General features: G+C 69.9%; 19 protein-coding genes. 12 read left to right on the top strand and 7 right to left on the bottom strand.

Annotated features, from left to right (window positions below):
• Window position 1 precedes the first annotated feature (1 nt).
• The 4 genes from ACFYX0_RS03125 (at window position 2) to ACFYX0_RS03110 (ending at window position 3,111) form a co-directional block, all read left to right on the top strand.
• Window positions 2-721 carry a YggS family pyridoxal phosphate-dependent enzyme gene (locus ACFYX0_RS03125; RefSeq protein WP_388965695.1) on the top strand — a complete coding sequence of 240 codons (720 nt, stop codon included), beginning with the start codon at window positions 2-4 and terminating at the stop codon, window positions 719-721.
• A 129-nt stretch (window positions 722-850) separates the two neighbouring features.
• Complete coding sequence (locus tag ACFYX0_RS03120; RefSeq protein WP_388965692.1) at window positions 851-1,492, top strand: cell division protein SepF; 642 nt, start codon at window positions 851-853, stop codon at window positions 1,490-1,492.
• 49 nt (window positions 1,493-1,541) lie between these two features.
• Entirely contained in the window at window positions 1,542-1,832 is a 291-nt protein-coding gene (locus ACFYX0_RS03115) for a YggT family protein (protein ID WP_234515022.1), read from the top strand.
• A gap of 52 nt (window positions 1,833-1,884) precedes the next feature.
• A complete protein-coding gene (locus tag ACFYX0_RS03110) occupies window positions 1,885-3,111 on the top strand; it encodes a DivIVA domain-containing protein (protein ID WP_388965689.1) in 1,227 nt (408 codons plus the stop codon).
• Between the two features lie 203 nt (window positions 3,112-3,314).
• Here the strand turns inward: ACFYX0_RS03110 and ileS are convergent, their stop codons facing one another.
• Window positions 3,315-6,452 (bottom strand): isoleucine--tRNA ligase, encoded by a 3,138-nt coding sequence (gene ileS, locus ACFYX0_RS03105; protein ID WP_388965686.1) that lies wholly within the window; start codon window positions 6,450-6,452, stop codon window positions 3,315-3,317.
• 754 nt (window positions 6,453-7,206) lie between these two features.
• Window positions 7,207-7,434 carry a hypothetical protein gene (locus ACFYX0_RS03100; protein ID WP_388965683.1) on the bottom strand — a complete coding sequence of 76 codons (228 nt, stop codon included), beginning with the start codon at window positions 7,432-7,434 and terminating at the stop codon, window positions 7,207-7,209.
• 46 nt (window positions 7,435-7,480) lie between these two features.
• On the opposite strand from ACFYX0_RS03100, the gene ACFYX0_RS03095 reads away from it, so the two are divergent.
• The 6 genes from ACFYX0_RS03095 to ACFYX0_RS03070 all read left to right on the top strand — a co-directional run bounded on the left by ACFYX0_RS03095 (window position 7,481) and on the right by ACFYX0_RS03070 (window position 13,351).
• Entirely contained in the window at window positions 7,481-8,737 is a 1,257-nt protein-coding gene (locus ACFYX0_RS03095; RefSeq protein ID WP_388965680.1) for a TraR/DksA family transcriptional regulator, read from the top strand.
• Window positions 8,738-8,818: 81 nt separating this feature from the next.
• Window positions 8,819-9,439 carry a signal peptidase II gene (lspA, locus tag ACFYX0_RS03090; RefSeq protein WP_388965677.1) on the top strand — a complete coding sequence of 207 codons (621 nt, stop codon included), beginning with the start codon at window positions 8,819-8,821 and terminating at the stop codon, window positions 9,437-9,439.
• Between the two features lie 52 nt (window positions 9,440-9,491).
• Complete coding sequence (locus ACFYX0_RS03085) at window positions 9,492-10,436, top strand: RluA family pseudouridine synthase (RefSeq protein ID WP_355903910.1); 945 nt, start codon at window positions 9,492-9,494, stop codon at window positions 10,434-10,436.
• Window positions 10,433-10,900: a GNAT family N-acetyltransferase gene (locus ACFYX0_RS03080; RefSeq protein ID WP_311690897.1), complete on the top strand. Its 468-nt coding sequence runs from the start codon at window positions 10,433-10,435 to the stop codon at window positions 10,898-10,900. Before ACFYX0_RS03085 ends, ACFYX0_RS03080 begins: the two co-directional genes overlap by 4 nt.
• 86 nt (window positions 10,901-10,986) lie before the next feature.
• Window positions 10,987-12,573 (top strand): Na+/H+ antiporter, encoded by a 1,587-nt coding sequence (locus tag ACFYX0_RS03075; RefSeq protein ID WP_388965929.1) that lies wholly within the window; start codon window positions 10,987-10,989, stop codon window positions 12,571-12,573.
• A gap of 37 nt (window positions 12,574-12,610) precedes the next feature.
• Window positions 12,611-13,351 (top strand): SDR family oxidoreductase, encoded by a 741-nt coding sequence (locus tag ACFYX0_RS03070; RefSeq protein WP_355903904.1) that lies wholly within the window; start codon window positions 12,611-12,613, stop codon window positions 13,349-13,351.
• 12 nt (window positions 13,352-13,363) lie between these two features.
• Here ACFYX0_RS03070 and ACFYX0_RS03065 read toward each other — a convergent pair whose 3' ends face one another.
• A complete protein-coding gene (locus ACFYX0_RS03065; protein ID WP_388965674.1) occupies window positions 13,364-14,506 on the bottom strand; it encodes a mechanosensitive ion channel family protein in 1,143 nt (380 codons plus the stop codon).
• 29 nt (window positions 14,507-14,535) lie between these two features.
• On the opposite strand from ACFYX0_RS03065, the gene ACFYX0_RS03060 reads away from it, so the two are divergent.
• Window positions 14,536-15,180 carry a dienelactone hydrolase family protein gene (locus ACFYX0_RS03060; RefSeq protein ID WP_388965671.1) on the top strand — a complete coding sequence of 215 codons (645 nt, stop codon included), beginning with the start codon at window positions 14,536-14,538 and terminating at the stop codon, window positions 15,178-15,180.
• Between the two features lie 18 nt (window positions 15,181-15,198).
• Here the strand turns inward: ACFYX0_RS03060 and ACFYX0_RS03055 are convergent, their stop codons facing one another.
• The 4 genes from ACFYX0_RS03055 to ACFYX0_RS03040 form a co-directional block, all read right to left on the bottom strand.
• Window positions 15,199-16,860, bottom strand: a complete 1,662-nt coding sequence (locus ACFYX0_RS03055) for an alkaline phosphatase D family protein (protein WP_388965668.1) — start codon at window positions 16,858-16,860, stop codon at window positions 15,199-15,201.
• 95 nt (window positions 16,861-16,955) lie between these two features.
• A complete protein-coding gene (locus ACFYX0_RS03050; RefSeq protein ID WP_388965665.1) occupies window positions 16,956-17,765 on the bottom strand; it encodes a thioredoxin domain-containing protein in 810 nt (269 codons plus the stop codon).
• A gap of 76 nt (window positions 17,766-17,841) precedes the next feature.
• Complete coding sequence (locus ACFYX0_RS03045) at window positions 17,842-18,534, bottom strand: hypothetical protein (RefSeq protein ID WP_388965663.1); 693 nt, start codon at window positions 18,532-18,534, stop codon at window positions 17,842-17,844.
• Between the two features lie 68 nt (window positions 18,535-18,602).
• A complete protein-coding gene (locus ACFYX0_RS03040; RefSeq protein WP_355903889.1) occupies window positions 18,603-19,928 on the bottom strand; it encodes a DUF2252 domain-containing protein in 1,326 nt (441 codons plus the stop codon).
• Window positions 19,929-20,318: 390 nt separating this feature from the next.
• Here ACFYX0_RS03040 and dnaE point away from each other — a divergent pair, with 390 nt between their 5' ends.
• Window positions 20,319-23,858: a DNA polymerase III subunit alpha gene (gene dnaE, locus ACFYX0_RS03035; RefSeq protein WP_355903886.1), complete on the top strand. Its 3,540-nt coding sequence runs from the start codon at window positions 20,319-20,321 to the stop codon at window positions 23,856-23,858.
• Window positions 23,859-23,908: the final 50 nt, after the last annotated feature.

Genomic DNA, 23,908 nt, shown 5'->3' with positions numbered 1-23,908 from the left:
CATGACGGACCGTAAGCAACAAATCTCCGCAAACCTCGCGAAAGTCGAGGAGCGTATCGCGGCCGCCTGCCGGGCTGCCGGGCGCAAGCGCGAGGAGGTGACCCTGATCGTGGTCACCAAGACATATCCGGCCGACGACGTGCGAATTCTGTCGGAACTCGGTGTGCGTGACGTCGCCGAGAACCGGGACCAGGACGCGGCGCCGAAGGCGGCCGCATGCTCGGATCTGCCGCTTACATGGCATTTTGTGGGCCAGTTGCAGACCAATAAGGTGCGATCTGTGGTTGGTTACGCAGGTCTTGTGCAGTCTGTCGATCGTTCGCGGCTCGTCACGGCGCTGTCGAAGGAGGCCGTGCGCGTCGGGCGCGAGATCGGCTGTCTCCTCCAGGTCGCACTGGACGCGGACGAGGGCGGCCGGGGGGAGCGGGGAGGTGTGGCGCCCCAGGGAATCGAAGAGTTGGGCGATCTCGTCGCCGAGGCCCCCGGGCTGAGGCTGGACGGACTGATGACCGTCGCGCCGCTCACCGGGGAGTACGCGGGGCGTCAACAGGCGGCGTTCGAGCGGTTGATGGATTTGTCGACCGACCTGCGCCGAGCCCATCCGGCTGCAACCATGGTCTCGGCAGGAATGAGTGCGGACCTCGAACAGGCCGTGGCTGCCGGGGCGACACATGTGCGCGTCGGCACTGCGGTACTCGGAGTCCGCCCCGGGCTCGGGTAACGTCGCCAAGAAGTCGGACCACAGCAGAAAATATGGTCATTACCGCTGATAGGCGGGCGAAACGACCTCGTGGATCGCGGGCACTTGGCGGTCGTCAGCGGATCCACCACAGAGCGGAGGACTCAGAGCATGGCCGGCGCGATGCGCAAGATGGCGGTCTACCTCGGCCTCGTGGAGGACGATGGGTACGACGGCCGGGGATTCGATCCCGACGATGACTTCGAGCCCGAGCTGGACCCGGAACCGGAGCGGGACCACAGGCGGCACGAGCCGTCCCACCTGTCACACCAGGCACTTCAGCCCCAACGGGACGAGTCGGTGCGAGTGGTTCAGCCGCCGGCGCAGCGCGATCCGGTGGTCCACTCCCCTTCGCTGCCCGCGGAATCCGGGCGTCCCGCCCGGATCGCTCCCGTGGCATCCATCACACAAGAACGCCAGAGCCTGGAGAAGAACGCACCGGTGATCATGCCCAAGGTCGTGTCCGAACGAGAGCCGTACCGGATCACCACGCTCCACCCCCGGACCTACAACGAGGCCCGTACCATCGGGGAACACTTCCGTGAGGGCACGCCGGTGATCATGAATCTGACTGAGATGGATGACACAGATGCGAAGCGACTTGTCGACTTTGCGGCCGGTTTGGTGTTTGGTCTTCACGGCAGTATCGAGCGGGTGACGCAGAAGGTGTTCCTGTTGTCTCCTGCTAACGTCGATGTCACGGCGGAGGACAAGGCCCGCATCGCAGAGGGCGGGTTCTTCAACCAGAGCTGAGACGCACGACCGGAAAGACCTAGGAACAGGGGAGAGGGCAGCACGGATCATGGGTGTGTTCCTGGAGGTTGTCTACATCGCGCTGATGTGCTTCCTCGTCGTGCTGATTTTCCGGTTGGTCATGGACTACGTGTTCCAGTTCGCCCGCTCATGGCAACCCGGCAAGGCGATGGTGGTCGTTCTTGAGGCCACCTACACTGTCACTGATCCACCGTTGAAGCTTCTGCGGCGGTTCATCCCGCCGCTGCGTCTCGGGGGCGTGGCGCTCGACCTGTCCTTCTTCGTACTGATGATCATCGTCTACATCCTGATCTCCATCGTGGGGAATCTCGCGAGGTGAATGTGGACGATACGGTCTTGCCGACTGCCGATGACTACGTTGAGGTGAAGAGATGCCGTTGACCCCCGAGGACGTGCGGAACAAGCAGTTCACGACCGTCCGCCTCCGAGAAGGCTATGACGAGGACGAGGTCGATGCCTTCCTCGACGAGGTCGAAGCCGAACTGACCCGTCTGCTCCGGGAGAACGAGGACCTGCGCGCCAAGCTGGCCGCGGCGACCCGTGCCGCCGCGCAGAACCAGCAGAACATGCGGAAGCCTCCGGAGCCGCAGGACCAGCCGCAGGGGATGCCTCAGCAGGGCATGCCCCAGCAGGGGATGCCCCCGCAGGGCATGCGCGGTCCCGGTGCTCCCGTACCCGCCGGCATATCGGGCCCGCCGCAGCAGCAGATGGGTGGCCCCATGGGTGGTCCGCCCCAGCTGCCGAGCGGTGCCCCGCAGCTGCCTGCCGGCCCCGGCGGCGGTCAGGGTGGTCCCCAGGGACCCGGCCCGATGGGTCAGGGCCCGATGGGACAAGGCCCGATGGGTCAGGGCCCGATGGGTCAGGGCCCGATGGGACAAGGTCCGATGGGCCAGGGGCCGATGGGGGGCCAGCCCCCGATGCAGCAGCAGATGGGTGGCCCCATGGGTGGTCCGATGGGCGGCCCCATGGGCGGTCCGGGCATGCCCGGTCAGGGTCCCGGTGGCGACAGCGCCGCGCGTGTCCTCTCGCTGGCCCAGCAGACCGCCGACCAGGCGATCGCCGAGGCCCGCTCCGAGGCCAACAAGATCGTCGGTGAGGCCCGCAGCCGCGCCGAGGGTCTGGAGCGCGACGCCCGTGCCAAGGCCGACGCCCTGGAGCGGGACGCGCAGGAGAAGCACCGTGTCGCGATGGGCTCCCTGGAGTCCGCCCGCGCCACGCTGGAGCGCAAGGTCGAGGACCTGCGCGGCTTCGAGCGCGAGTACCGCACGCGTCTGAAGTCCTACCTGGAGTCGCAGCTGCGCCAGCTGGAGACCCAGGCCGACGACTCGCTAGCCCCGCCGCGCAGCCCGGCCGCGCCGTCCCTGCCGTCGCCGTCGGCTCCGTCGATGGCTCCGGCGGGCGCGAGCGCCCCGTCGTACGGCGGCAACCAGACGATGGGTGGGGGCCCGGCTCCCTCCGCACCGTCCTACGGCGGCCAGCAGCAGATGTCCCCGGCAATGACCCAGCCGATGGCGCCGGTGCGTCCGCAGGGCCCCTCGCCGATGGGCCAGGCGCCTTCGCCGATGCGCGGTTTCCTCATCGACGAGGACGACAACTGACGTCCTTGCGTCAGTCATAGGAGTCGGCAGCATTTCAGGGCGGGGCCCCGGATCGAGTGATCCGGGGCCCCGCCCTTGTGCTACGCGCGTTCGGGGTTTTTGCCCCGTCTGTTCGGTCGGGGGAGCGGCTGTGCGTGCGTACGCAACGCCGAAGGCCCGGGCCCACCGGATTTCTCCGGCGGGCCCGGGCCTTCGTGCGGGCATCAGACCTTGCGCAGGCGGAAGGTGAGGCTCAGGGAGTCGTCGGTGAACGGCTCGCCGTAGGTCTCGTCCGCCTCGCCCTGGGCGAACTCGGGGGCGAGGACCTCGTCCGCGATCAGTTCCGCGTGCTCGGCCAGGGCCGCGATGACCGCCGGGTCCGTCGAGGTCCAGCGAAGCGCGATGCGGTCGGCGACATCCAGGCCGCTGTTCTTGCGGGCCTCCTGGATCAGCCGGATCGCGTCGCGGGCGAGGCCGGCCTGGCGCAGCTTCTCGGTGATCTCCAGGTCGAGCGCGACCGTCGCACCCGAGTCGGACGCCACCGACCAGCCCTCGCGCGGGGTCTCCGTGATGATCACCTCGTCGGGCGCGAGGGTGACCGTCTCACCGTCGACCTCCACCGCGGCCGTGCCCTCGCGCAGCGCCAGGGACAGCGCCGCCGCGTCGGCGCCCGCGATCGCCTTGGCCACGTCCTGGACGCGCTTGCCGAACCGCTTGCCGAGCGCGCGGAAGTTCGCCTTCGCCGTCGTGTCGACCAGGCTGCCGCCGACCTCGCTCAGCGAGGCGAGACCCTCGACGTTGAGCTCCTCGGTGATCTGCGTGTGCAGCTCCGGGTTCAGCGTCTCGAAGCCGGTCGCCGCGATCAGCGCGCGGGACAGCGGCTGACGCGTCTTGACGCCCGACTCCGCGCGCGTGGCCCGGCCCAGCTCGACGAGCCGGCGAACCAGCACCAGCTGCCTCGACAGCTCCGGGTCGATCGCGGACAGGTCCGCCTCGGGCCAGGCGGCCAGGTGCACCGACTCCGGGGCGCCCGGGGTCACCGGCACGATCAGGTCCTGCCAGACCCGCTCGGTGATGAACGGGGTGATCGGGGCCATCAGCTTCGTGACCGTCTCGAGGACCTCGTGCAGGGTGCGCAGCGCTGCCCTGTCGCCCTGCCAGAAGCGGCGGCGGGAGCGGCGGACGTACCAGTTCGACAGGTCGTCGACGAACGCCGACAGCAGCTTGCCGGCGCGTTGGGTGTCGTAGCCCTCCAAGGCCTCGGTCACCTGGTCGGTGAGCGCGTGCAGCTCGGACAGCAGCCAGCGGTCCAGGACCGGGCGGTCGGCCGGGGCCGGGTCCGCCGCACTGGGCGCCCAGCCCGACGTACGGGCGTACAGCGCCTGGAAGGCGACCGTGTTCCAGTACGTCAGCAGCGTCTTGCGGACGACCTCCTGGATCGTGCCGTGGCCCACGCGGCGGGCCGCCCAGGGGGAGCCACCGGCGGCCATGAACCAGCGGACCGCGTCCGCGCCGTGCTGATCCATGAGCGGGATCGGCTGCAGGATGTTGCCCAGGTGCTTGGACATCTTGCGGCCGTCCTCGGCGAGAATGTGGCCGAGGCACACCACGTTCTCGTACGAGGACTGGTCGAAGACCAGAGTGCCGACCGCCATCAGCGTGTAGAACCAGCCGCGGGTCTGGTCGATCGCCTCGGAGATGAACTGCGCCGGGTAGCGGCTCTCGAACAGCTCCTTGTTCTTGTACGGGTAGCCCCACTGCGCGAACGGCATCGAGCCCGAGTCGTACCAGGCGTCGATGACCTCGGACACGCGCGTGGCCGTCTTGCCGCAGCCGTCGTGGCGGCAGGCGAAGGTGACCTCGTCGATGAACGGGCGGTGCGGGTCCAGGCCCGACTGGTCCGTGCCGGTCAGCTCGGTCAGCTCCGCGCGGGAGCCCACGACGGTGAGGTGGTCGTCCTCGCAGCGCCAGATCGGCAGCGGGGTGCCCCAGTAACGGCTGCGGGACAGAGCCCAGTCGATGTTGTTGTTCAGCCAGTCGCCGAAGCGGCCGTGCTTGACCGTCTCCGGGTACCAGTTGGTCTTCTCGTTCTCCGCGAGCAGGCGGTCCTTGATGGCCGTGGTGCGGATGTACCAGGACGGCTGCGCGTAGTAGAGCAGCGCGGTGTGGCAGCGCCAGCAGTGCGGGTAGCTGTGCTCGTACGGGATGTGCTTGAAGAGCAGACCGCGCTGCTGGAGGTCCTCGGTGAGCTTTTCGTCCGCCTTCTTGAAGAAGACGCCGCCGACCAGCGGGACGTTCTCTTCGAAGGTGCCGTCGGGGCGGACGGGGTTGACCACCGGCAGGCCGTACGCGCGGCAGACCTTGAGGTCGTCCTCACCGAACGCGGGAGACTGGTGGACCAGACCCGTGCCGTCCTCGGTGGTCACGTACTCGGCGTTGACCACGTAGTGGGCGGGCTCGGGGAACTCCACGAGCTCGAAGGGGCGTTGGTACGTCCAGCGCTCCATCTCGGCGCCGGTGAAGCTCTGCCCGGTGGTCTCCCAGCCCTCGCCGAGCGCCTTGCCGACGAGCGGCTCGGCGACGACGAGCTTCTCCTCGCCGTTCGTCACGACGACATAGGTGACCTCGGGGTGCGCGGCGACCGCGGTGTTGGAGACCAGCGTCCAAGGGGTCGTCGTCCACACCAGGAGCGCGGCCTGCCCGGCCAGCGGACCGGAGGTGAGCGGGAAACGGACATAGACCGACGGGTCGACGACCGTCTCGTAGCCCTGTGCCAGCTCGTGGTCCGACAGACCGGTGCCGCAGCGGGGGCACCAGGGGGCGACGCGGTGGTCCTGGACCAGCAGCCCCTTGTTGAAGATCTCCTTCAGGGACCACCAGACCGACTCCACGTACTCGGGGTCCATCGTCCGGTATGCGTCGTCCAGGTCGACCCAGTAGCCCATGCGGGTCGTCAGCTCGGCGAAGGCGTCGGTGTGGCGGGTCACCGACGCGCGGCACTTCTCGTTGAACGCGGCGATGCCGTACGCCTCGATGTCCTGCTTGCCGTTGAAGCCGAGTTCCTTCTCGACCGCCAGCTCCACCGGGAGGCCGTGACAGTCCCAGCCGGCCTTGCGGCCCACGTGGTACCCGCGCATGGTGCGGAAGCGCGGGAAGACGTCCTTGAAGACACGGGCCTCGATGTGGTGGGCACCCGGCATGCCGTTCGCTGTGGGCGGGCCCTCGTAGAACACCCATTCGGGGCGGCCCTCGGACTGCTCCAGGCTCTTGGCAAAGATCTTCTGCTCGCGCCAGAAGTCGAGCACGGCGTGCTCGAGTGCGGGCAGGTCGACCTGGGCGGGCACCTGGCGGTACTGCGTCATGGATCTTCCTCCGGCGGACGTGCTGCCTTCCGTCGGAGGGACGAGAGCCGGGAATTCGGTGAATTCTCCGTACGCCGTGTGCGGCGCGCTCCCGCGGTACCACCCTCCTTGGCCCTCCGGTGCGCCCTACGCTCCGGCGAGCCCCCTCATTGGGGTCGCGATGCCGGGTCTACCGGCCCTGTGCGGTCCCTGGGCGGGGCCCGCTGTCCAAGGCTTTCTTCCGGCGGCTCCGGGGTGATCTTCACGTCGCGCTCGCCCCCGGGCTCCCACCGTCCCCGGGTCGCTCTGGGCTGCGTACGCCGCTACTCGTCCCCATCCACGCTTTTCGCTCCGCCCAGTGTACGGCGCCGCACCTACGGCGGCCGACCGGTTTTCCTCCTTGCCAGGCTTCCCGGGCTTCACCGGCCGGTAAGCCCGGGGCCGCCGGGTGACCCGAATGGCGAGGCGCGGGAATCCGGATCCCGGGGGCGGCGGTCCCGGCGGATTACCGGGCGGAGAGCTGGGCACAACGGATGCAGGCTCGTCACGCGGCACGCGCGGGGCGGGCGAAACGTTGGCGTGCCCCGTTGCCGCGGGCCAGAAGTCGATTTATCGTCCCAGCACGATTTGCGCGCGAGATCACAATATGTGAAGGGGCCGCGGCCATGGTGGCGAAAAAGACCGCCGTACAGCAGCCGTCGTTCGGCAGAACCACGGCTGCGACTGCCTCCGGCGGGGTGGCGGCCGCCAGGGATGTGAACGGCACGAAGAGCACTCACAGCGCATCGGCACGGCGTACGGCCAGACCGGTGAAGGCGCCGCGTGCGGCCGCCGCCGGGGCCGGGCGCACGCGGGCGGCCGCGCCCCCGGGGATCGACGGGAGCGCGACGGCCGCGGGAAGACCGGTGACCGGCAGGACGGCCGCCGGGACAACGGCTCGTACAGAGGCGGCGGGCCGCGCGGAGAGGGCTTCGAGGGCGGGCGCCACCGGGACGCCGGCCACGGCGGAGGCCCTTGTCCACGAGGCTGCCGCCGGGAAGACCGCAGCCATGAGGACGGGCACGACGAAGGCGGGGGCCACCAAGCCGGGCACCCGGGAGGCCACCCGCGAGACGGCCTCCCGCAGGAGGGCCACCGGGGGAACGGCCGCCGACAAGGGCGCCTCCGAGGAGACGTTCGAGGGCGCGCCCGGGAAGACGGCTGCCGGTGACGCGGCGGTCCGGGAGGCTGCCGGAGGGAAATCGGCCACCGGGAAAGCGGTGGCCACGAGGGCGGCGGGGAAGAAGACAGCGTCCGGGAAGAAGGCCGCCGAGAAGGAGGCCGGCAAGAAGGCGGCTGCCGGGAAGGCGATGCCTCGCAAGGCGGCGGGGAAGGCCCCGGCCGGCAAGGCGGTTGTCCCCGGGGGCGCCGCCACGAGGACGGCTGCCGGGAAGGGCGGAACGGTGGTCAAGAAGGCGGCCGTCAAGGAGGCCGGCACCCCAAAGGCGGGGAAGGCCGCGACCAGGACCAAGAAGGCCGAATCCGGGAAATCGTCTTCGTCGAAGGCGGCGTCCGGGAAGGCTGCGGCCGAAACCCGGGCGGCCAAGGAGAAAGGCGGTCCCGAGCGACCGGTGGCGCGGAAGGCCGCGGCCCGCAAGAAGGCGGCGGCGACCGGCACGGTCACCGAGAAGGCGGCGGGGAAGACCGTCGCCGACAGGGCGGCGACCGGCGCCGCCACCAAGAGGGCGGTGGTCGGCAAGAGCACCCCCACACAGAGTGCGGCCAAGAAGAGCACGGCCAAGAAGGCGGGCGCTGGCAGGGCCGCGGAGCAGACGGGAGCCACGACGGTGGTTGCGAAGAAGACTCCTGGCACGGCCACGACGGCGACGACCCCCACGGCGGTTCCCAAGGCGCGGATCGCCGCGGTGGAGCCCGGCGAACTGGCGGTACGCCCCGGCGAGGCCCCGTGGACCCCCGAGGAGGTCGCCGAGGCACGCGCGGAGCTGGAGAGCGACGCGGCGCGCCTGAGCGGCGAGATCGACGCGTCCGAGCAGGCGCTGGTCGGCCTGATGCGCGACTCCGGGGACGGCGCGGGCGACGACCAGGCCGACACCGGCACCAAGAACATCACGCGCGAGCACGAGATGGCGCTCGCCGCCAACGCGCGCGAGATGCTGGAACAGACCGAGCGCGCCCTGGATCGTCTCGGCTCCGGTACCTACGGCCTGTGCGAGAACTGCGGCAATCCCATCGGCAAGGCACGTATGCAGGCATTTCCACGGGCCACGCTGTGCGTGGAGTGCAAGCAGAAACAGGAACGCCGGTAACGGTGCCCTCCTGAACGGCGGGTCCGGCGAGGTCGTGCCGTACTCTCGTCCTCAGTCAGGCACCTAGGTTGAGGGACTCACGTGGCAGAGGCGGAGCGCATCATCGGTACGCCGGATATCCCAGACGCGGCGGGGGCCGGGCCCGAGAAGTCCGGCGTCCCGGCGCAGGACGCCGGGGCACGGACGCCGGGCGCCGACGCCACCGAGGCGCCGCGGGGCAGGCGCCGGATGGGGGCCCTGATCGCGGTCGCCGCCATCGCCTACGCCCTCGACCTGGCGAGCAAGCTGCTCGTGGTCGCGAAGCTGGAGCACCACGCGCCGATCCAGATCATCGGGGACTGGCTGCGCCTGGAGGCGATCCGCAACGCGGGCGCCGCCTTCGGCTTCGGCCAGGCCTTCACCGTGATCTTCACGGTGATCGCCGCCGCCGTCATCGTGGTGATCGCCCGTCTCGCCCGCAGGCTCTACAGCCTGCCCTGGGCGATCGCGCTCGGCCTACTGCTCGGCGGCGCCCTCGGCAACCTCACCGACCGGATCTTCCGCTCGCCGGGCGTCTTCAAGGGCGCGGTGGTCGACTTCATCGCGCCCAAGGGCTTCGCCGTCTTCAACCTGGCCGACTCGGCGATCGTCTGCGGCGGCATCCTGATCGTGCTGCTGTCCTTCCGGGGCCTGGACCCGGACGGAACGGTCCACAAGGACTGACCGCCGGGACTCTCGTACGGCGTTGTCCGACCCGTCCGGCATACTCGACGGGGTGAGCACGCTTCCCGAGATCCGCACCCTGCCCGTACCCGACGGCCTGGAGGGCGAGCGCGTCGACGCCGCCATCTCCCGCATGTTCGGCTTTTCCCGTACGAAGGCCGCGGAGCTGGCCGCTGCGGGCAAGGTGCAGGTCGACGGCACCGTCGTCGGCAAGTCGGAGCGGGTGCACGGCGGTGCCTGGCTCGAGGTGGAGATGCCGCAGGCGCCCGCGCCGGTGCAGGTGGTCGCCGAGCCGGTCGAGGGCATGGAGATCGTGCACGACGACGAGGACGTAGTCGTGATCGTCAAGCCGGTCGGCGTGGCCGCGCACCCCTCGCCCGGCTGGTCGGGGCCCACCGTGATCGGCGGTCTCGCCGCCGCCGGCTATCGCATCTCGACCTCCGGCGCCTCCGAGCGCCAGGGCATCGTGCACCGCCTCGACGTGGGCACGTCCGGCCTGATGGTCGTGGCCAAGTCGGAGCGCGCGTACACCTCGCTCAAGCGTCAGTTCAAGGAGCGCACGGTCGACAAGCGCTACCACACGCTCGTCCAGGGCCACCCCGACCCGACCAGCGGCACCATCGACGCGCCCATCGGCCGCCACCCGAACCACGACTACAAGTGGGCGGTCACGGCCGAGGGCAAGCCCTCCGTCACGCACTACGACCTCATCGAGGCGTTCCGCTCGGCCTCCCTGCTCGACGTCAAGCTGGAGACCGGGCGCACCCACCAGATCCGCGTCCACATGGCCGCCCACCGCCACCCGTGCGTCGGCGACCTGACGTACGGCGCGGACCCCACGATCGCCAAGCGACTGGGACTCACCCGGCAGTGGCTGCACGCGGTGCGCCTCGGCTTCGAGCACCCGGCGGACGGGCAGTGGGTGGAGTTCGAGAGCGCCTACCCCGCTGACCTGCAGAAGGCGCTGGACAAGGTGCGTGAGGAGAGCTGGTCATGACCGCCGCGTTCGAGGTGCGCCCCGCCGAGGACCCCGCCGACCGCGAGGCGTGCTTCGCGGTCCGCAAGGAGGTCTTCGTCCGAGAGCAGGGCGTCCCCGAGGACATCGAGTACGACGCCTACGACGCCGACGCCGTCCATGTGCTCGCGATACGGCAGGACGGGGTGCCGCTCGGCACGGGCCGGCTGCTGTACGGGGAGGCGGCCGCGGCGAAGAACGGCGGCGATCCGTCCGTGGGCTCCCTGGGGCGGCTCGCGGTCAACCGGGAGGCACGGGGTCTCGGCGTCGGCGCCGCGCTGGTGCGGGCGATCGAGGACGCGGCACGCGCGCGGGGCCTGACCGCGGTGGACCTGCACGCGCAGACCCACGCCCTGGGCTTCTACGAACGGCTCGGCTACACGGCGTACGGCCCGGAGTTCCCCGACGCCGGGATACCTCACCGGGCGATGCGACGCCCGGTGTGACCTGGGGCGCCTGGGGCAGCCGACGGGGGTGAGATGGCAGGCTGGACCCCCGCCGTGTGAACGTCGAACCTCCCGGAGCGCTGACCGTGGATCAGTTGGCCCTGTTGCTCCTGCTGCTGCTCGGGGCCGTGGTGAGCGTCCCGATCGGCGACCGGCTGGGGCTGCCCGCGCCGGTGCTGATGACCCTGCTCGGGATCGCGCTCGCGCTGCCCGACTTCGTGCCCAATGTGAACATCCCGCCGCAGCTGATCCTGCCCGCCCTGCTGCCGCCGCTGCTGTACGCGGCGGTGCGCCGGACCTCATGGCGGCAGTTCACGGCCAACAAACGGCCGATCTTCCTGCTGGCCGTGGCGCTGGTGTTCGTCACCACCGTGTCCGTGGCCGCCGTCGCGCACAGCATCGTGCCGGGCCCGTCGGTCGCGGCCGCGGTCGCGCTCGGCGCGGTGGTCGCTCCGCCCGACCCGGTCGCGGCGACCGCTGTCGCGGGACAGCTCGGGCTGCCCCGCCGACTGGTGTCGATCCTGGAGGGCGAGGGCCTGTTCAACGACGTCACGGCGATCGTGCTGTACCACGTCGCGATCGCCGCCGCCGTCACCGGAACCTTCTCGCTGCCACGGGCCCTGCTGGAACTGGCGCTCTCCGCGGTCGTCGCGCTGCTCGTCGGGATGGCCCTCGGCTGGGTCGCCAACAAGCTGATCGGCCTGCTGGAGGACGCCACCCTGCAAGTGGGCCTGACGCTCCTGGTGCCGTACGCGTCCTATGTGCTGGCCGAGGAACTGCACGGCTCAGGCGTGCTGGCCGTGCTCGTCACCGCGCTGTTCCTGGCGGAGTACGCCAGCGACCCGGACGACGTGCTGATGCGCCTGGCCGGACACACGTTCTGGGACGTGGTGGACACCCTGGTCACCGGGGTCGCCTTCGGGCTCATCGGGCTGGAACTGCACCATGCGATCCGGACCGCGGCCGGGCGGTGGGGCGAGATGCTCGGCTGGGCCGCCGCGATCGTGGCCGTCGTGGTGCTCGTACGGCTGCTGTGGCTGCTGCCCGCGACCTGGCTCACCAAGCGGCTGCACGCCCGGCGGGACTACGACGAGGAGATCCCCACGTCATGGCGGGAGACCGTGGTGATGTGGTGGTCCGGGATGCGCGGCGTGGCCTCGGTGGCGCTGGCCCTGGCCATCCCGCTGACCATGGACAACGGTGCGCCGTTCCCCGACCGGAACGAGATCGTGTTCATCGCCTTCGGGGTGATCATGGCGACCCTGGTGCTCCAGGGGCTGACGCTGCCGCTGCTGGTGAAGAGGCTGGGGGTACGCGCCGACACGGTCGGCGAGAAGGAGTTCGAGCGGGGGCTGGCCATCCGCGCGGCCAAGGCGGCGAAGCGACGGCTCAAGGAGATCGAGGAGGTCGAGGAACTGCCGGAGGAGCTGACCGAGCAGCTGCTGCGGCGGGCCTTCGACATCGGCGCCCGCATCAGCCCCGACCTGGGCGACGAGGAGCGGCGCGAGGCGCATGTGCAGCGTGCCCAGCGGCTGCGGAGGCTGCGCAGGATCCAGGGGGAGATGCTGAGCGCGGCGCGCCACGAGGTGCTCGCCGCCCGCAGCGAACCGGGGGCGGACCCCGAGATCGTCGACCGGGTGCTGCGCCACCTGGACGTGCGCAGTCTGCGCTGAACCGCCCCTTCGCGCCCCGGCTTTGTACGATCGGATCATGGCACGCAATGTGGTGATCAGCGGCGGTGGCACGGGGATCGGACTCGCCGCGGCGCGGGCCTTCGCCGCGGACGGCGACCGGGTGCTGCTCATCGGCCGGCGCGCGGAGATGCTCCAGAGGGCGGACGTGCCCGGGGCGCTCACCTACGCGGCCGACCTGAGCGATCCGCACGCCGTGCGCGGGGTCGCCCGGTACGTGGCGGACGAGTTCGGCACCGTGGACGTCCTGGTCAACAGCGCGGGCGGCGCCGGCCATCTGGAGCCCGAGGCGGAGGTCCACGACCCGCTCGGCGCGGTCGCGCACACCTGGACCGTCAACTTCCGGCTGAACGTGCTGACCGCCGCGCTGCTCACGGAGGCGCTACGGGACCGGCTCGCCTCGCCCGGCGGGCGTGTGCTCTTCCTCAGCTCCATCGCCGCCTACAGGGGCTCCGGCAGCGGGGCGTACGCCGCGTCCAAGGCCGCGCTGCACCCGTACGCCTTCGATCTGGCCCGGCAGCTGGGGCCGCGCGGCATCACGGTGAACGTGGTCGCGCCCGGCTATGTCGAGGCCACCGGGTTCTTCGGCGACACGATGGACCCGGCGCGCCGCGACCGGCTCGTGGCCGAGACCTCGACCGGCCGCGCCGGGACGCCCGGGGACATCGCCCAGACCCTGCACTGGCTGGCGTCCCCCGGCGCCCGGCACATCACCGCACAGGTGATCCAGGTCAACGGCGGCGCCGAGCGGGGCCACTGAGGGGCCCGGCACTCAGCGCCGGCCGGTCCGGGACGACTCGTAGGCTTTGTGGAACCGTCCGTCGGGCGACCCCTGCGCCCTCGCGGCCACGTCCTCGGTCCCCGCCTGGCCGTTCCGGCTCGGCGGCGGGACCGCGCTCGCCGTGTTGACCCGGGGCAGCGCGTAGGGATGCTCCTCGTTCAGCCAGCGGATCATCCGCTCGCGCACCGCGACCCGCACCGTCCAGATGTCGTCCGAGTCCTTCGCGGTCATCAGCGCCCGCACCTGCATGGTGTTGGGCGTGCTGTCGGTGACCTGGAGGCCGAAGGCACGCCCGTCCCAGGCGGGGCACTCGCGCAGGATGTCGCGGAGCTTGTCGCGCATGGCCTCCACGGGCGCGGAGTGGTCGACATGGAAGTAGACGATCCCGGTCATCTGGGCGCCGCCGCGGGACCAGTTCTCGAACGGCTGCGAGGTGAAGTACGACACCGGCATGGTGATCCGGCGCTCGTCCCAGGTCCGTACCGTCAGAAACGTCAGGGTGATGTCCTCGACGGTGCCCCACTCGCCGCTGACTACGACCGTGTCGCCGATCCGGACCATGTCGCCGAACGCTATCTGCAGTCCCGCGAAGAGGTTGGCGAGCGTGGACTGCGCGGCGACACCGGCGACGATGCCGAGGATGCCGGCCGAGGCCAACAGTGAGGCGCCGGCCGTCCGCATCGCCGGGAACGTCAGCAGCATCGCGCTGGCCGCCACCACCCCGACGACTGCCGCCACCACCCGCATGATCAGCGATACCTGGGTGCGCACACGCCGGACCCGGGCCGCGTCGCGGTGGGCGCGGGCGTAGCGGGAGTACGACGTCTCGACGACCGCGCCCGCGATACGGATGACCAGCCAGGCGGCGGAACCGATGAGGACGAGCGTCAGCGTCCGTCCGACGGCGACCCGGTGGGCCTCCAGCAGTTTCGCCTGGTCGTAGGAGCCTCTCAGCAGGGCCGCGCACAGGACGAGCTGGTAGGGGATGCGGGCGCGCCGGAGCAGGCCCCACAGGGGCGTCTCGGGATGCCCGGCGTTCGCCTTGCGCAGCAGAAGGTCCGTGGCCCACCCGGCAAGCACCGTGAGCACGACCGAGCCACCGACGACGATCACCGGGCGCAGTACGTTCTCCATGCCTTCGAACGTAACCGGCTGACGGCATCGTGAACCTGTGTCCCGGATCTCCCTGCGAACCCGCTGTTCACAGGGTTGTCCGTCCCTCCTGGCACCATGGGCTCATGAACATCATCCTCTTCCACTCGACGTACGGACCGCGGCCCGCGGTCAGGGCCGCCGCCGACCGGCTCCGGGCCGCCGGGCACGAGGTGTGGACCCCCGACCTGTTCGAGGGCCGCACCTTCGAGACGGTCGAGGAGGGCATGGCCCTCAAGGACGAGATCGGCAAGGAAGAGCTGCTGAAGCGGGCCGTGCTGGCCGCGGCGCCGTACTCGGAGCGGGGCGTGGTGTACGCGGGGTTCTCGCTCGGCGCGTCCATCGCGCAGACCCTGGCGCTCGGCGACCACAACGCGCGCGGCCTTCTGCTGCTGCACGGCACGTCGGACATCGCGCCGGGCGCCTCGGTGGACGAACTGCCGGTCCAGCTGCATGTCGCCGAGCCGGACCCGTTCGAGACGGACGACTGGCTCAGCGCCTGGTATCTGCAGATGGGCAGAGCGGGCGCGGACGTCGAGATCTACCGCTACACGGGCGCCGGCCACCTCTACACCGACCCCGAGCTGCCGGACTACGACGAGGAGGCCGCCGAGGCCACCTGGCGGGTGGCGCTCGGCTTCCTCGACAGCCTGTAGTCGTCCGGCCCTCTGGGATCAGACCGGGTCGTAGGTCCGCTCGACCTTCTGCGTGCCGCTGAGGGTGCGGTACGAGCGTTCCCACTTGGCGGTGGCGTTCGCGTCGGTGCGGTCGGACAGGACGTAGTAGTCCATCTGGGCGCGGGAGGCGGTGACGTCCAGCACGCCGAAGCCGTGCCGGTCGGTGTCAACCCAGTGGACGTGCCGGTTGGCGGCCTCGATGAGCGGCGCGGCGGCCACGGAGACCAGTCCCTCGGGGACCTTCACGATGTCGTCGAGGTTGTCGGAGGTCACCGAGGTGATGACGAACTCGGTGGCGGCCGACGGCGACAGCGGGTAGGTGCCCGCGTCCACGGGCACGTCGTTGGCCCACGACATGTGGATGTCGCCGGTCAGGAAGACGGTGTTGCCGATGGCGTTCGAGCGCAGATGGTCGAGGAGCTCCCGGCGGTCGTGGGTGTAGCCGTCCCACTGGTCGGTGTTGACGCCGATGCCGTCCTGCGGCAGGTCGAGCAGCTTGGCGAGCGGCTTGAGCAGGTCGGCGGTGAGGGAGCCGATGACGAACGGCGCGATCATCACCGAGTTGCCGACCAGCCGCCACTTGGTGTCGGAGGCCTTCAGTCCCGCCTTCAGCCAGTCGAGCTGGGCGCGGCCGGTGATCGTGCGGTTCGGGTCGTCCACCGAGCCGCTGCCGGCGGACGCCTGCTGGGAGCGGAAGGAGCGCAGGTCCAGCAGGGACAGATCGGCGAGCTTGCCGAAGCGCAGCCGCCGGTAGGTGGTGCCCTCGATCGCCGGGCGCACCGGCATCCACTCGAAGTACGCCTGCCGGGCGGCCGACTTGCGGGCGGTCCAGGTGCCCTCGGCGCCCTCGGTGTGGTTGACCGCACCACCCGACCAGGCGTTGTCGGCGAACTCGTGGTCGTCCCAGATCGCGACGACCGGCGCCTTCAGATGCAGGGCCTGCAGGTCGGGGTCGGTCTTGTACTCGGCGTGCCGGATCCGGTAGTCGGCGAGCGTGATGATCTCGTTCGCCGGCGCGTGTGGGCGTACGACCTTGCCCCGGGCCGCGTACTCGCCGGACTTGTACTCGTAGATGTAGTCGCCGAGGTGCAGCCAGGCGTCCAGGTCGTTGCGAGCCGCGAGGTGGCGGTACGCGGCGAAGTAGCCGGCCTCCCAGTTGGCGCAGGTGACGACGCCGAAGCGCAGACCGGACACATCCGCGTCGGCCGCCGGCGCGGTGCGGGTGCGGGCCACGGGGGAGTCGGTGCCGCCGGCCGAGAAACGGAACCAGTAGTCGGTGGCGGGCTGGAGCCCGCGCACGTCCGCCTTGACGGTGTGGTCGGAGGCGGCGGTCGCGGTGACGGCGCCCTTGGCGACGATGTTCGTGAGCGCCTTGTCCTGGGCGACGACCCACTCCACCCGGGTGTCCGGGCCCACCCCGGAGCCGGGTATCGCCTGGGGGGTGGGGGTCACACGGGTCCACAGCAGAACGCCGTCGGGCAGCGGGTCGCCGGAGGCCACGCCGTGCAGGAAGGCGGGGGCGTCGGAGGCGGCCCGGGCCGGGAGGGCGGCGGCGAGCGGGACGCCGATCACGGCCGTCGCGGCGGCGGCCTTGACGACCGTACGGCGGCGCGGGGAGAAGGAGCCGGAGCTCTCGGATGCTCTGTATCGACTGGTCACGGGCGCTGAGATTACTGACCAGTACGAACAGAAGAGCGGGCGAACTCTGAAAGTTCGCCCGCTCTTCACGTGGACGCCGGATTCCCCGGTCGGTGTCAGGCCTTGAGGGCCGCGTCCACCACCCTGTTGAAGTCCGCGACCGTCAGGAGCGGGGTGCCGCCGTTGAGCTGCTTGCCGTCCATGACGAAGCCCGGGGTGCCGGTCACGCCGTCCTTGTTGTCGTCGAAGGTCTTCGACATGGCCATCGCCCAGGCGTCGTAGGTGCCCTTGTGGACCGCGTCCTGGAACTTCGTGTTGCCCTTCAGCGCGGGGACGGTGTCGGCGACCTTGATGAGGTAGCTGTCGTCCTTGAACTTGTCGTCCGTCTCGTCCGGGTGCCACTTCGTCGAGTACAGCGCCGTCTTGTACTCGAGGAACGCCTCGGGGCTGACGTTCAGCGCGGCGCCCAGGGCGCTCAGCGCGTTCTTCGAGCCCTGGCCGTTGTCGTGGCCGTCGATGAACGTGGCGCCGACGTACTGGAACTTGAACTTGCCGCTGTCGATGTCCTGCTTCACGGTCGTGCCGACCGTCTGCTCGAACTGGGCGCACACGGGGCAGCGCGGGTCCTCGTAGACCTTGAGGGTCTTCGGGGCGGTGTCCTTGCCGATGACGACCGTGGTGCCGTTCGTGCCCGTGGTGTTGGCCGGGGCGACGACCTTGGCGCTCTTCGCGGCCTCCCAGTGGCTGGGCTTGTTCCCCTGGACGACGGCGTAACCTATGCCGCCCGCCGCGGCCAGCACGGCCACGACCGAGGCGGCCACGATGATCTGCCGCTTCGCCTTGTCACGCTTGGCCTGCCGCTCGCGCTCGATGCGCAGCCGCTCACGGGCCGCCGTCTTCGCCGCCTGGTTGTTCCGCTTGCTCATGGGTGATCTCCTGTGGGACGCGCACACTCGTGCGCGGGATATACGGGTGGGGGAGTGGTCGTGCTCGGGATGTCGCTCAGATCAGGGCGACCGAGCACGGCGGTCCCCGCCGTCCCAGGGAGTGCACGAAGAGGCGGGTACGCAGGACTGCGATCCGGGGCGCCGGGCGCGGGGCCGGGCGGGCCGGGGTGAGCCGCACCCGCACCGCGGCCGCCGCGATCAGCAGCGGCCGGAAGGTGCTCACCGCGATCGCGCCGAGCAGCTGCACCAGCGCCCGCTCGCCGCGGCGCAGCCAGGCGGCGGCGAGAAGCCCCACGCTGACGTGGGCGGCGAGCAGCAGCCAGGCGGTCGCGGGGTCGGCGTGCGCGAGCAGCGCGGCGATCCGGTCGGTACCGGTACCGGTGCCCGCGGCCCGCATGAGCGGGGTGCCCACGCTGCCGCCGTTGCACAGCACGTCCCAGCCGACCGAGCGCAGCGGGCCGGTGACCGGGCCGCCCGCCCTGCCGTAGCAGGCGTGCTGGCCGGTGGTGAACACCGTGTCGGCGGTCAGCTCCAGCGGCACCAGCAGGACGGCGATCCTCCCGAAGCCGCGCTCACAGCCGGCCAGGGCGTAGGCGACGACGAAGACGGCGGCGGCTATGGCGGCCACCGTCCCCATCGGCAGGGGGACCTCGGACAGCAGCACGTGCGACGCGGTGCTGAGCGTCACGACCAGTGCCGTGAACAGCGCCGCGCGTACGGCTCTGAGGTGGGTCCCGGATATGTCCATCGCAGAGAAGAGTGTGTCATGTGCTCCGGTAAGGGAGCACTAAAGGTTTGCTGTGCCGGGTCCTTCCGTCACAGACCTGGAATCCGGCCGTTGCGGAACAGGTCCACGAAGATCTGGTGGTCGGCACGCGCGCGTGCGCCGTACGTGTGGGCGAAGTCCACCAGCAGCTCGGGGAAGGCGGCCTCGTCGGCGGCGATCGCCGCGTCGATGGCCCGCTCCGTCGAGAAGGGCACGAGGGACTCGCCGGACTGGTCGTCCGCCGCCGCGTGCATCGCGGCCGTGGCCCGGCCGAGGTCGGCGACGACCGCGGCGATCTCCTCCGGATCGTCGATGTCGCCCCAGTCCAGGTCCACGGCGTACGGCGACACCTCGGCGACCAGCTGCCCCGCGGCGTCCAGCTCCGTCCAGCCCAGCCAGGGGTCGGCGTGCGCCTGCAGGGCACGCTGGGAGATCACCGTGCGGTGGCCCTCGTGCTGGAAGTAGTCGCGGATCGCCGGGTCGGTGATGTGATGGGAGACGGCCGGGGTCTGGGCCTGCTTGATGTAGATCACCACGTCGTTCTCCAGGGCGTCGCTGTTGCCCTCGAGAAGGATGTTGTACGACGGCAGGCCCGCGGAGCCGATGCCGATGCCGCGCCGGCCCACCACGTCCTTCACGCGGTAGGAGTCCGGGCGGGCCAGGGACGACTCCGGGAGGGTCTCCAGATAGCCGTCGAAGGCCGCCAGCACCTTGTAGCGCGTGGCCGCGTCCAGCTCGATGGAGCCGCCGCCGGGCGCGAAGCGGCGTTCGAAGTCGCGGATCTCGGTCATCGAGTCCAGCAGCCCGAAGCGGGTCAGTGAGCGGGCGTCACGCAGCGCGTCCAGCAGCGGGCCCTGGGCGGTGTCCAGGGTGAAGGGCGGGACCTCGTCGCTCTTGGCGCCGGTGGCCAGGGCGTGGACGCGCTCGCGGTAGGCCGCCGCGTAGACCCTGACCAGCTCGGTGATCTGCTCGTCGCCGAGCGCCTTCGCGTACCCGATCAGCGCCACGGAGGCGGCGAAGCGCTTCAGGTCCCAGGTGAAGGGGCCGACGTACGCCTCGTCGAAGTCGTTCACGTTGAAGATCAGACGGCCCGTGGAGTCCATGTAGGTGCCGAAGTTCTCGGCGTGCAGGTCGCCGTGGATCCACACGCGCGAGGTGCGGTCGTCCAGGTACGGGCCGCCGCGCTTCTCGGAGTCCAGGTCGTGGTAGAAGAGGCACGCCGTGCCCCGGTAGAACGCGAACGCGGAGGCCGCCATCTTGCGGAACTTCACGCGGAACGCGGCCGGGTCGGCGGCGAGCAGCTCGCCGAAGGCGGTGTCGAAGACGGCGAGGATCTCCTCGCCGCGTTGCTCAGCGCTGAGCTGCGTGACCGACATCGCGGGATGCCTCCAGGTGCAGGTGGTGCGTGACGTGTGGGGACCGGATCGTCCGTTCCCTTCCAACGGACGACGGTACGCGGAAAGTGCCCGTGTCACCCGCACGAGGGCGCGGACGGCAGGGCCCGTGTCCATCGCACGCAGGTACGGATGCATGTCTGCCGTGTTCCGTGTTCCCCGGGGTTCCGCGGTACCTCGGTACCGCGGTTCCCGAGGTTCGTCGGGTTCTCCGGTTCTTCCGGATGAAGGTACGTGGGGAAGCCCGCCGGGTGTCAGTCCCGAGGCATAGACTTCAACGCTGTCCCCACAGACCGTCCGCAGCCGGTCGGACATCCGTCACCGGGGGCCCGCCCGTCTCCCGACCACCGCCCTCAATTGGAGGCCGAAACCGTGTCCAAGCCGCCGTTCACGCACCTGCACGTCCACACCCAGTACTCGCTGCTGGACGGTGCCGCGCGGCTGAAGGACATGTTCAACGCGTGCAACGAGATGGGCATGACGCACATCGCCATGTCCGACCACGGCAACCTCCACGGGGCGTACGACTTCTTCCACACCGCGACGAAGTCCGGAATCACCCCGATCATCGGCATCGAGGCATATGTCGCCCCCGAGTCCCGGCGCAACAAGCGCAAGATCCTCTGGGGCCAGCCGCACCAGAAGCGGGACGACATCTCCGGTTCCGGTGGCTACACCCACAAGACGATGTGGGCGGTGAACAGGACGGGCCTGCACAACCTCTTCCGGCTGTCCTCGGACGCGTACGCCGAGGGCTGGCTGCAGAAGTGGCCCCGGATGGACAAGGAGACCATCGCGCAGTGGTCCGAGGGGATCGTGGCCTCCACCGGCTGCCCCTCCGGCGAGGTGCAGACCCGGCTGCGCCTCGGCCACTTCGACGAGGCCCTGAAGGCCGCCGCCGAGTACCAGGACATCTTCGGCAAGGACAAGTACTTCCTGGAGCTGATGGACCACGGCATCGAGATCGAGCGCCGGGTCCGCGACGGCCTGCTGGAGATCGGCAAGAAGCTGGGCATCCCGCCGCTGGTCACCAACGACTCGCACTACACCTACGCGCACGAGGCGGGCGCCCACGACGCCCTGCTGTGCATCCAGACCGGCAAGAACCTCTCCGACCCGGACCGCTTCAAGTTCGACGGCACCGGCTACTACCTGAAGTCCACGGACGAGATGTACGCCATCGACTCCTCGGACGCCTGGCAGGAGGGCTGCGCCAACACGCTTCTCGTCGCCGAGATGGTGGACACCACCGGCATGTTCGAGAAGCGCGACCTCATGCCCAAGTTCGACATCCCCGAGGGCTACACCGAGGTCACCTGGTTCAAGGAGGAGGTCCGCCGCGGCATGGAGCGCCGCTTCCCGGGCGGCATCCCCGAGGACCGCCAGAAGCAGGCCGACTACGAGATGGACGTCATCATCTCGATGGGCTTCCCGGGCTACTTCCTCGTGGTCGCCGACTTCATCATGTGGGCCAAGAACAACGGCATCGCGGTCGGCCCCGGCCGAGGCTCCGCGGCCGGCTCGATCGTCGCCTACGCCATGGGCATCACCGACCTCGACCCGATCCCGCACGGCCTGATCTTCGAGCGGTTCCTCAACCCCGAGCGCATCTCCATGCCCGACGTCGACATCGACTTCGACGAGCGCCGGCGCGTCGAGGTGATCCGCTACGTGACGGAGAAGTACGGCGCCGACAAGGTCGCCATGATCGGCACGTACGGCACCATCAAGGCCAAGAACGCGATCAAGGACTCCGCGCGCGTGCTGGGCTACCCGTACGCGATGGGCGACCGCATCACCAAGGCCATGCCCGCCGACGTCCTCGGCAAGGGCATCCCGCTGTCCGGCATCACCGACCCGAACCACCCCCGCTACTCGGAGGCGGGCGAGGTGCGCGGGATGTACGAGAACGAGCCGGACGTGAAGAAGGTCATCGACACCGCCAAGGGCGTCGAGGGACTGGTGCGCCAGATGGGTGTGCACGCGGCCGGCGTGATCATGTCCAGTGAGACCATCACCGAGCACGTGCCCGTCTGGGTGCGGCACACCGACGGCGTGACCATCACCCAGTGGGACTACCCGAGCTGTGAGTCGCTCGGCCTGCTGAAGATGGACTTCCTCGGTCTGCGCAACCTGACGATCATGGACGACGCCGTCAAGATGGTGAAGTCCAACAAGGGCATCGACATCGACCTGCTGGGTCTCCCGCTGGACGATCCCACGACCTTCGACCTGCTCCAGCGCGGTGACACGCTCGGTGTCTTCCAGTTCGACGGCGGCCCCATGCGCTCCCTGCTGCGCCTGATGAAGCCGGACAACTTCGAAGACATCTCCGCCGTCTCGGCCCTGTACCGCCCGGGCCCGATGGGCATGAACTCCCACACGAACTACGCGCTGCGCAAGAACAAGCAGCAGGAGATCACGCCGATCCACAAGGAGCTGGCGGAGCCCCTCGAGGAGGTCCTCGCGGTCACCTACGGCCTGATCGTCTACCAGGAGCAGGTGCAGAAGGCCGCCCAGATCATCGCCGGGTACTCGCTCGGCGAGGCCGACATCCTCCGCCGTGTCATGGGCAAGAAGAAGCCCGACGAGCTGGCGAAGAACTTCACCATCTTCCAGGCGGGCGCCCGTAAGAACGGCTACAGCGACGAGGCCATCCAGGCGCTGTGGGACGTGCTGGTCCCGTTCGCCGGCTACGCGTTCAACAAGGCCCACTCCGCGGCGTACGGCCTGGTGTCGTACTGGACCGCCTATCTGAAGGCGAACCACCCCGCCGAGTACATGGCCGCGCTCCTCACCTCGGTCAAGGACGACAAGGACAAGTCGGCCGTCTATCTGAACGAGTGCCGCCGCATGGGCATCAAGGTCCTCCCGCCGAACGTCAACGAGTCGGAGGCGAACTTCGCCGCCCAGGGTGACGACGTGATCCTCTTCGGCCTCTCCGCCGTGCGCAACGTCGGTACGAACGTCGTGGAGTCGATCATCAAGTGCCGTAAGGCCAAGGGGAAGTACGGGTCCTTCCCGGACTACCTCGACAAGGTCGAGGCGGTGGTCTGCAACAAGCGCACCACGGAGTCGCTGATCAAGGCGGGCGCCTTCGACACGATGGGGCACACCCGCAAGGGCCTCACCGCGCAGTACGAGCCGATGATCGACAACGTGGTCGCGGTCAAGCGCAAGGAGGCCGAGGGCCAGTTCGACCTCTTCGGCGGCATGGGTGAGGAGCAGAGCGAGGAGCCCGGCTTCGGCCTGGACGTCACCTTCACCGACGACGAGTGGGACAAGACCTATCTGCTCGCCCAGGAGCGGGAGATGCTCGGTCTCTACGTCTCCGACCACCCGCTCTTCGGCCTGGAGCACGTGCTGTCCGACAAGGCCGACGCGGGCATCGCGCAACTCACCGGAGGCGAGCACGCGGACGGCGCGGTCGTCACCATCGGCGGCATCATCTCGGGCCTGCAGCGCAAGATGACCAAGCAGGGCAACGCCTGGGCGATCGCCACGGTCGAGGACCTTGCCGGCTCCATCGAGTGCATGTTCTTCCCGGCGACCTACCAACTGGTGTCGACCCAACTCGTCGAGGACGCCGTGGTGTTCGTCAAGGGCCGCCTCGACAAGCGCGAGGACGTACCTCGGCTGGTCGCGATGGAACTCATGGTCCCCGACCTGTCGAACGCGGGCACCAACGCGCCCGTGGTGCTCACCATCCCCGCGATGAAGGTCACCCCGCCGATGGTGAGCCGCCTCGGTGAGATCCTCAGCCAGCACAAGGGCGAAAGCGAGGTGCGGATCAAGCTTCAGGGACCGAGCAAGACGACCGTCCTCAGACTGGACCGCCACCGCGTCAAGCCGGATCCCGCGCTCTACGGCGATCTGAAGGTCCTGCTCGGACCCTCCTGCCTGGCGGGCTGACCGTTCACGACGGCCCGTTCGCAACGACGGCGTACGCGAGGGGCGCACCC

The organism is Streptomyces sp. NPDC002573 (genome assembly GCF_042889625.1).
GTDB lineage: Bacteria > Actinomycetota > Actinomycetes > Streptomycetales > Streptomycetaceae > Streptomyces > Streptomyces gibsoniae.
Note: the sequence above shows the minus strand (reverse complement) of the source record. Positions and strands in the feature narration are given on the sequence as shown.

Excerpts from the sequence above, each read along its gene's own strand:
- ACFYX0_RS03095 (WP_388965680.1), top strand. The coding sequence starts at position 7,481 with ATGAGGACGGGCACGACGAAGGCGGGGGCCACCAAGCCGGGCACCCGG.
- ACFYX0_RS03080 (WP_311690897.1), top strand. The coding sequence starts at position 10,433 with ATGACCGCCGCGTTCGAGGTGCGCCCCGCCGAGGACCCCGCCGACCGC.
- ACFYX0_RS03115 (WP_234515022.1), top strand. The coding sequence starts at position 1,542 with ATGGGTGTGTTCCTGGAGGTTGTCTACATCGCGCTGATGTGCTTCCTC.
- ACFYX0_RS03045 (WP_388965663.1), bottom strand. The coding sequence starts at position 18,534 with ATGGACATATCCGGGACCCACCTCAGAGCCGTACGCGCGGCGCTGTTC.
- ACFYX0_RS03070 (WP_355903904.1), top strand. The coding sequence starts at position 12,611 with ATGGCACGCAATGTGGTGATCAGCGGCGGTGGCACGGGGATCGGACTC.
- ACFYX0_RS03050 (WP_388965665.1), bottom strand. The coding sequence starts at position 17,765 with ATGAGCAAGCGGAACAACCAGGCGGCGAAGACGGCGGCCCGTGAGCGG.
- ACFYX0_RS03125 (WP_388965695.1), top strand. The coding sequence starts at position 2 with ATGACGGACCGTAAGCAACAAATCTCCGCAAACCTCGCGAAAGTCGAG.
- ileS (WP_388965686.1), bottom strand. The coding sequence starts at position 6,452 with ATGACGCAGTACCGCCAGGTGCCCGCCCAGGTCGACCTGCCCGCACTC.
- ACFYX0_RS03040 (WP_355903889.1), bottom strand. The coding sequence starts at position 19,928 with ATGTCGGTCACGCAGCTCAGCGCTGAGCAACGCGGCGAGGAGATCCTC.
- ACFYX0_RS03065 (WP_388965674.1), bottom strand. The coding sequence starts at position 14,506 with ATGGAGAACGTACTGCGCCCGGTGATCGTCGTCGGTGGCTCGGTCGTG.
- ACFYX0_RS03120 (WP_388965692.1), top strand. The coding sequence starts at position 851 with ATGGCCGGCGCGATGCGCAAGATGGCGGTCTACCTCGGCCTCGTGGAG.
- ACFYX0_RS03110 (WP_388965689.1), top strand. The coding sequence starts at position 1,885 with ATGCCGTTGACCCCCGAGGACGTGCGGAACAAGCAGTTCACGACCGTC.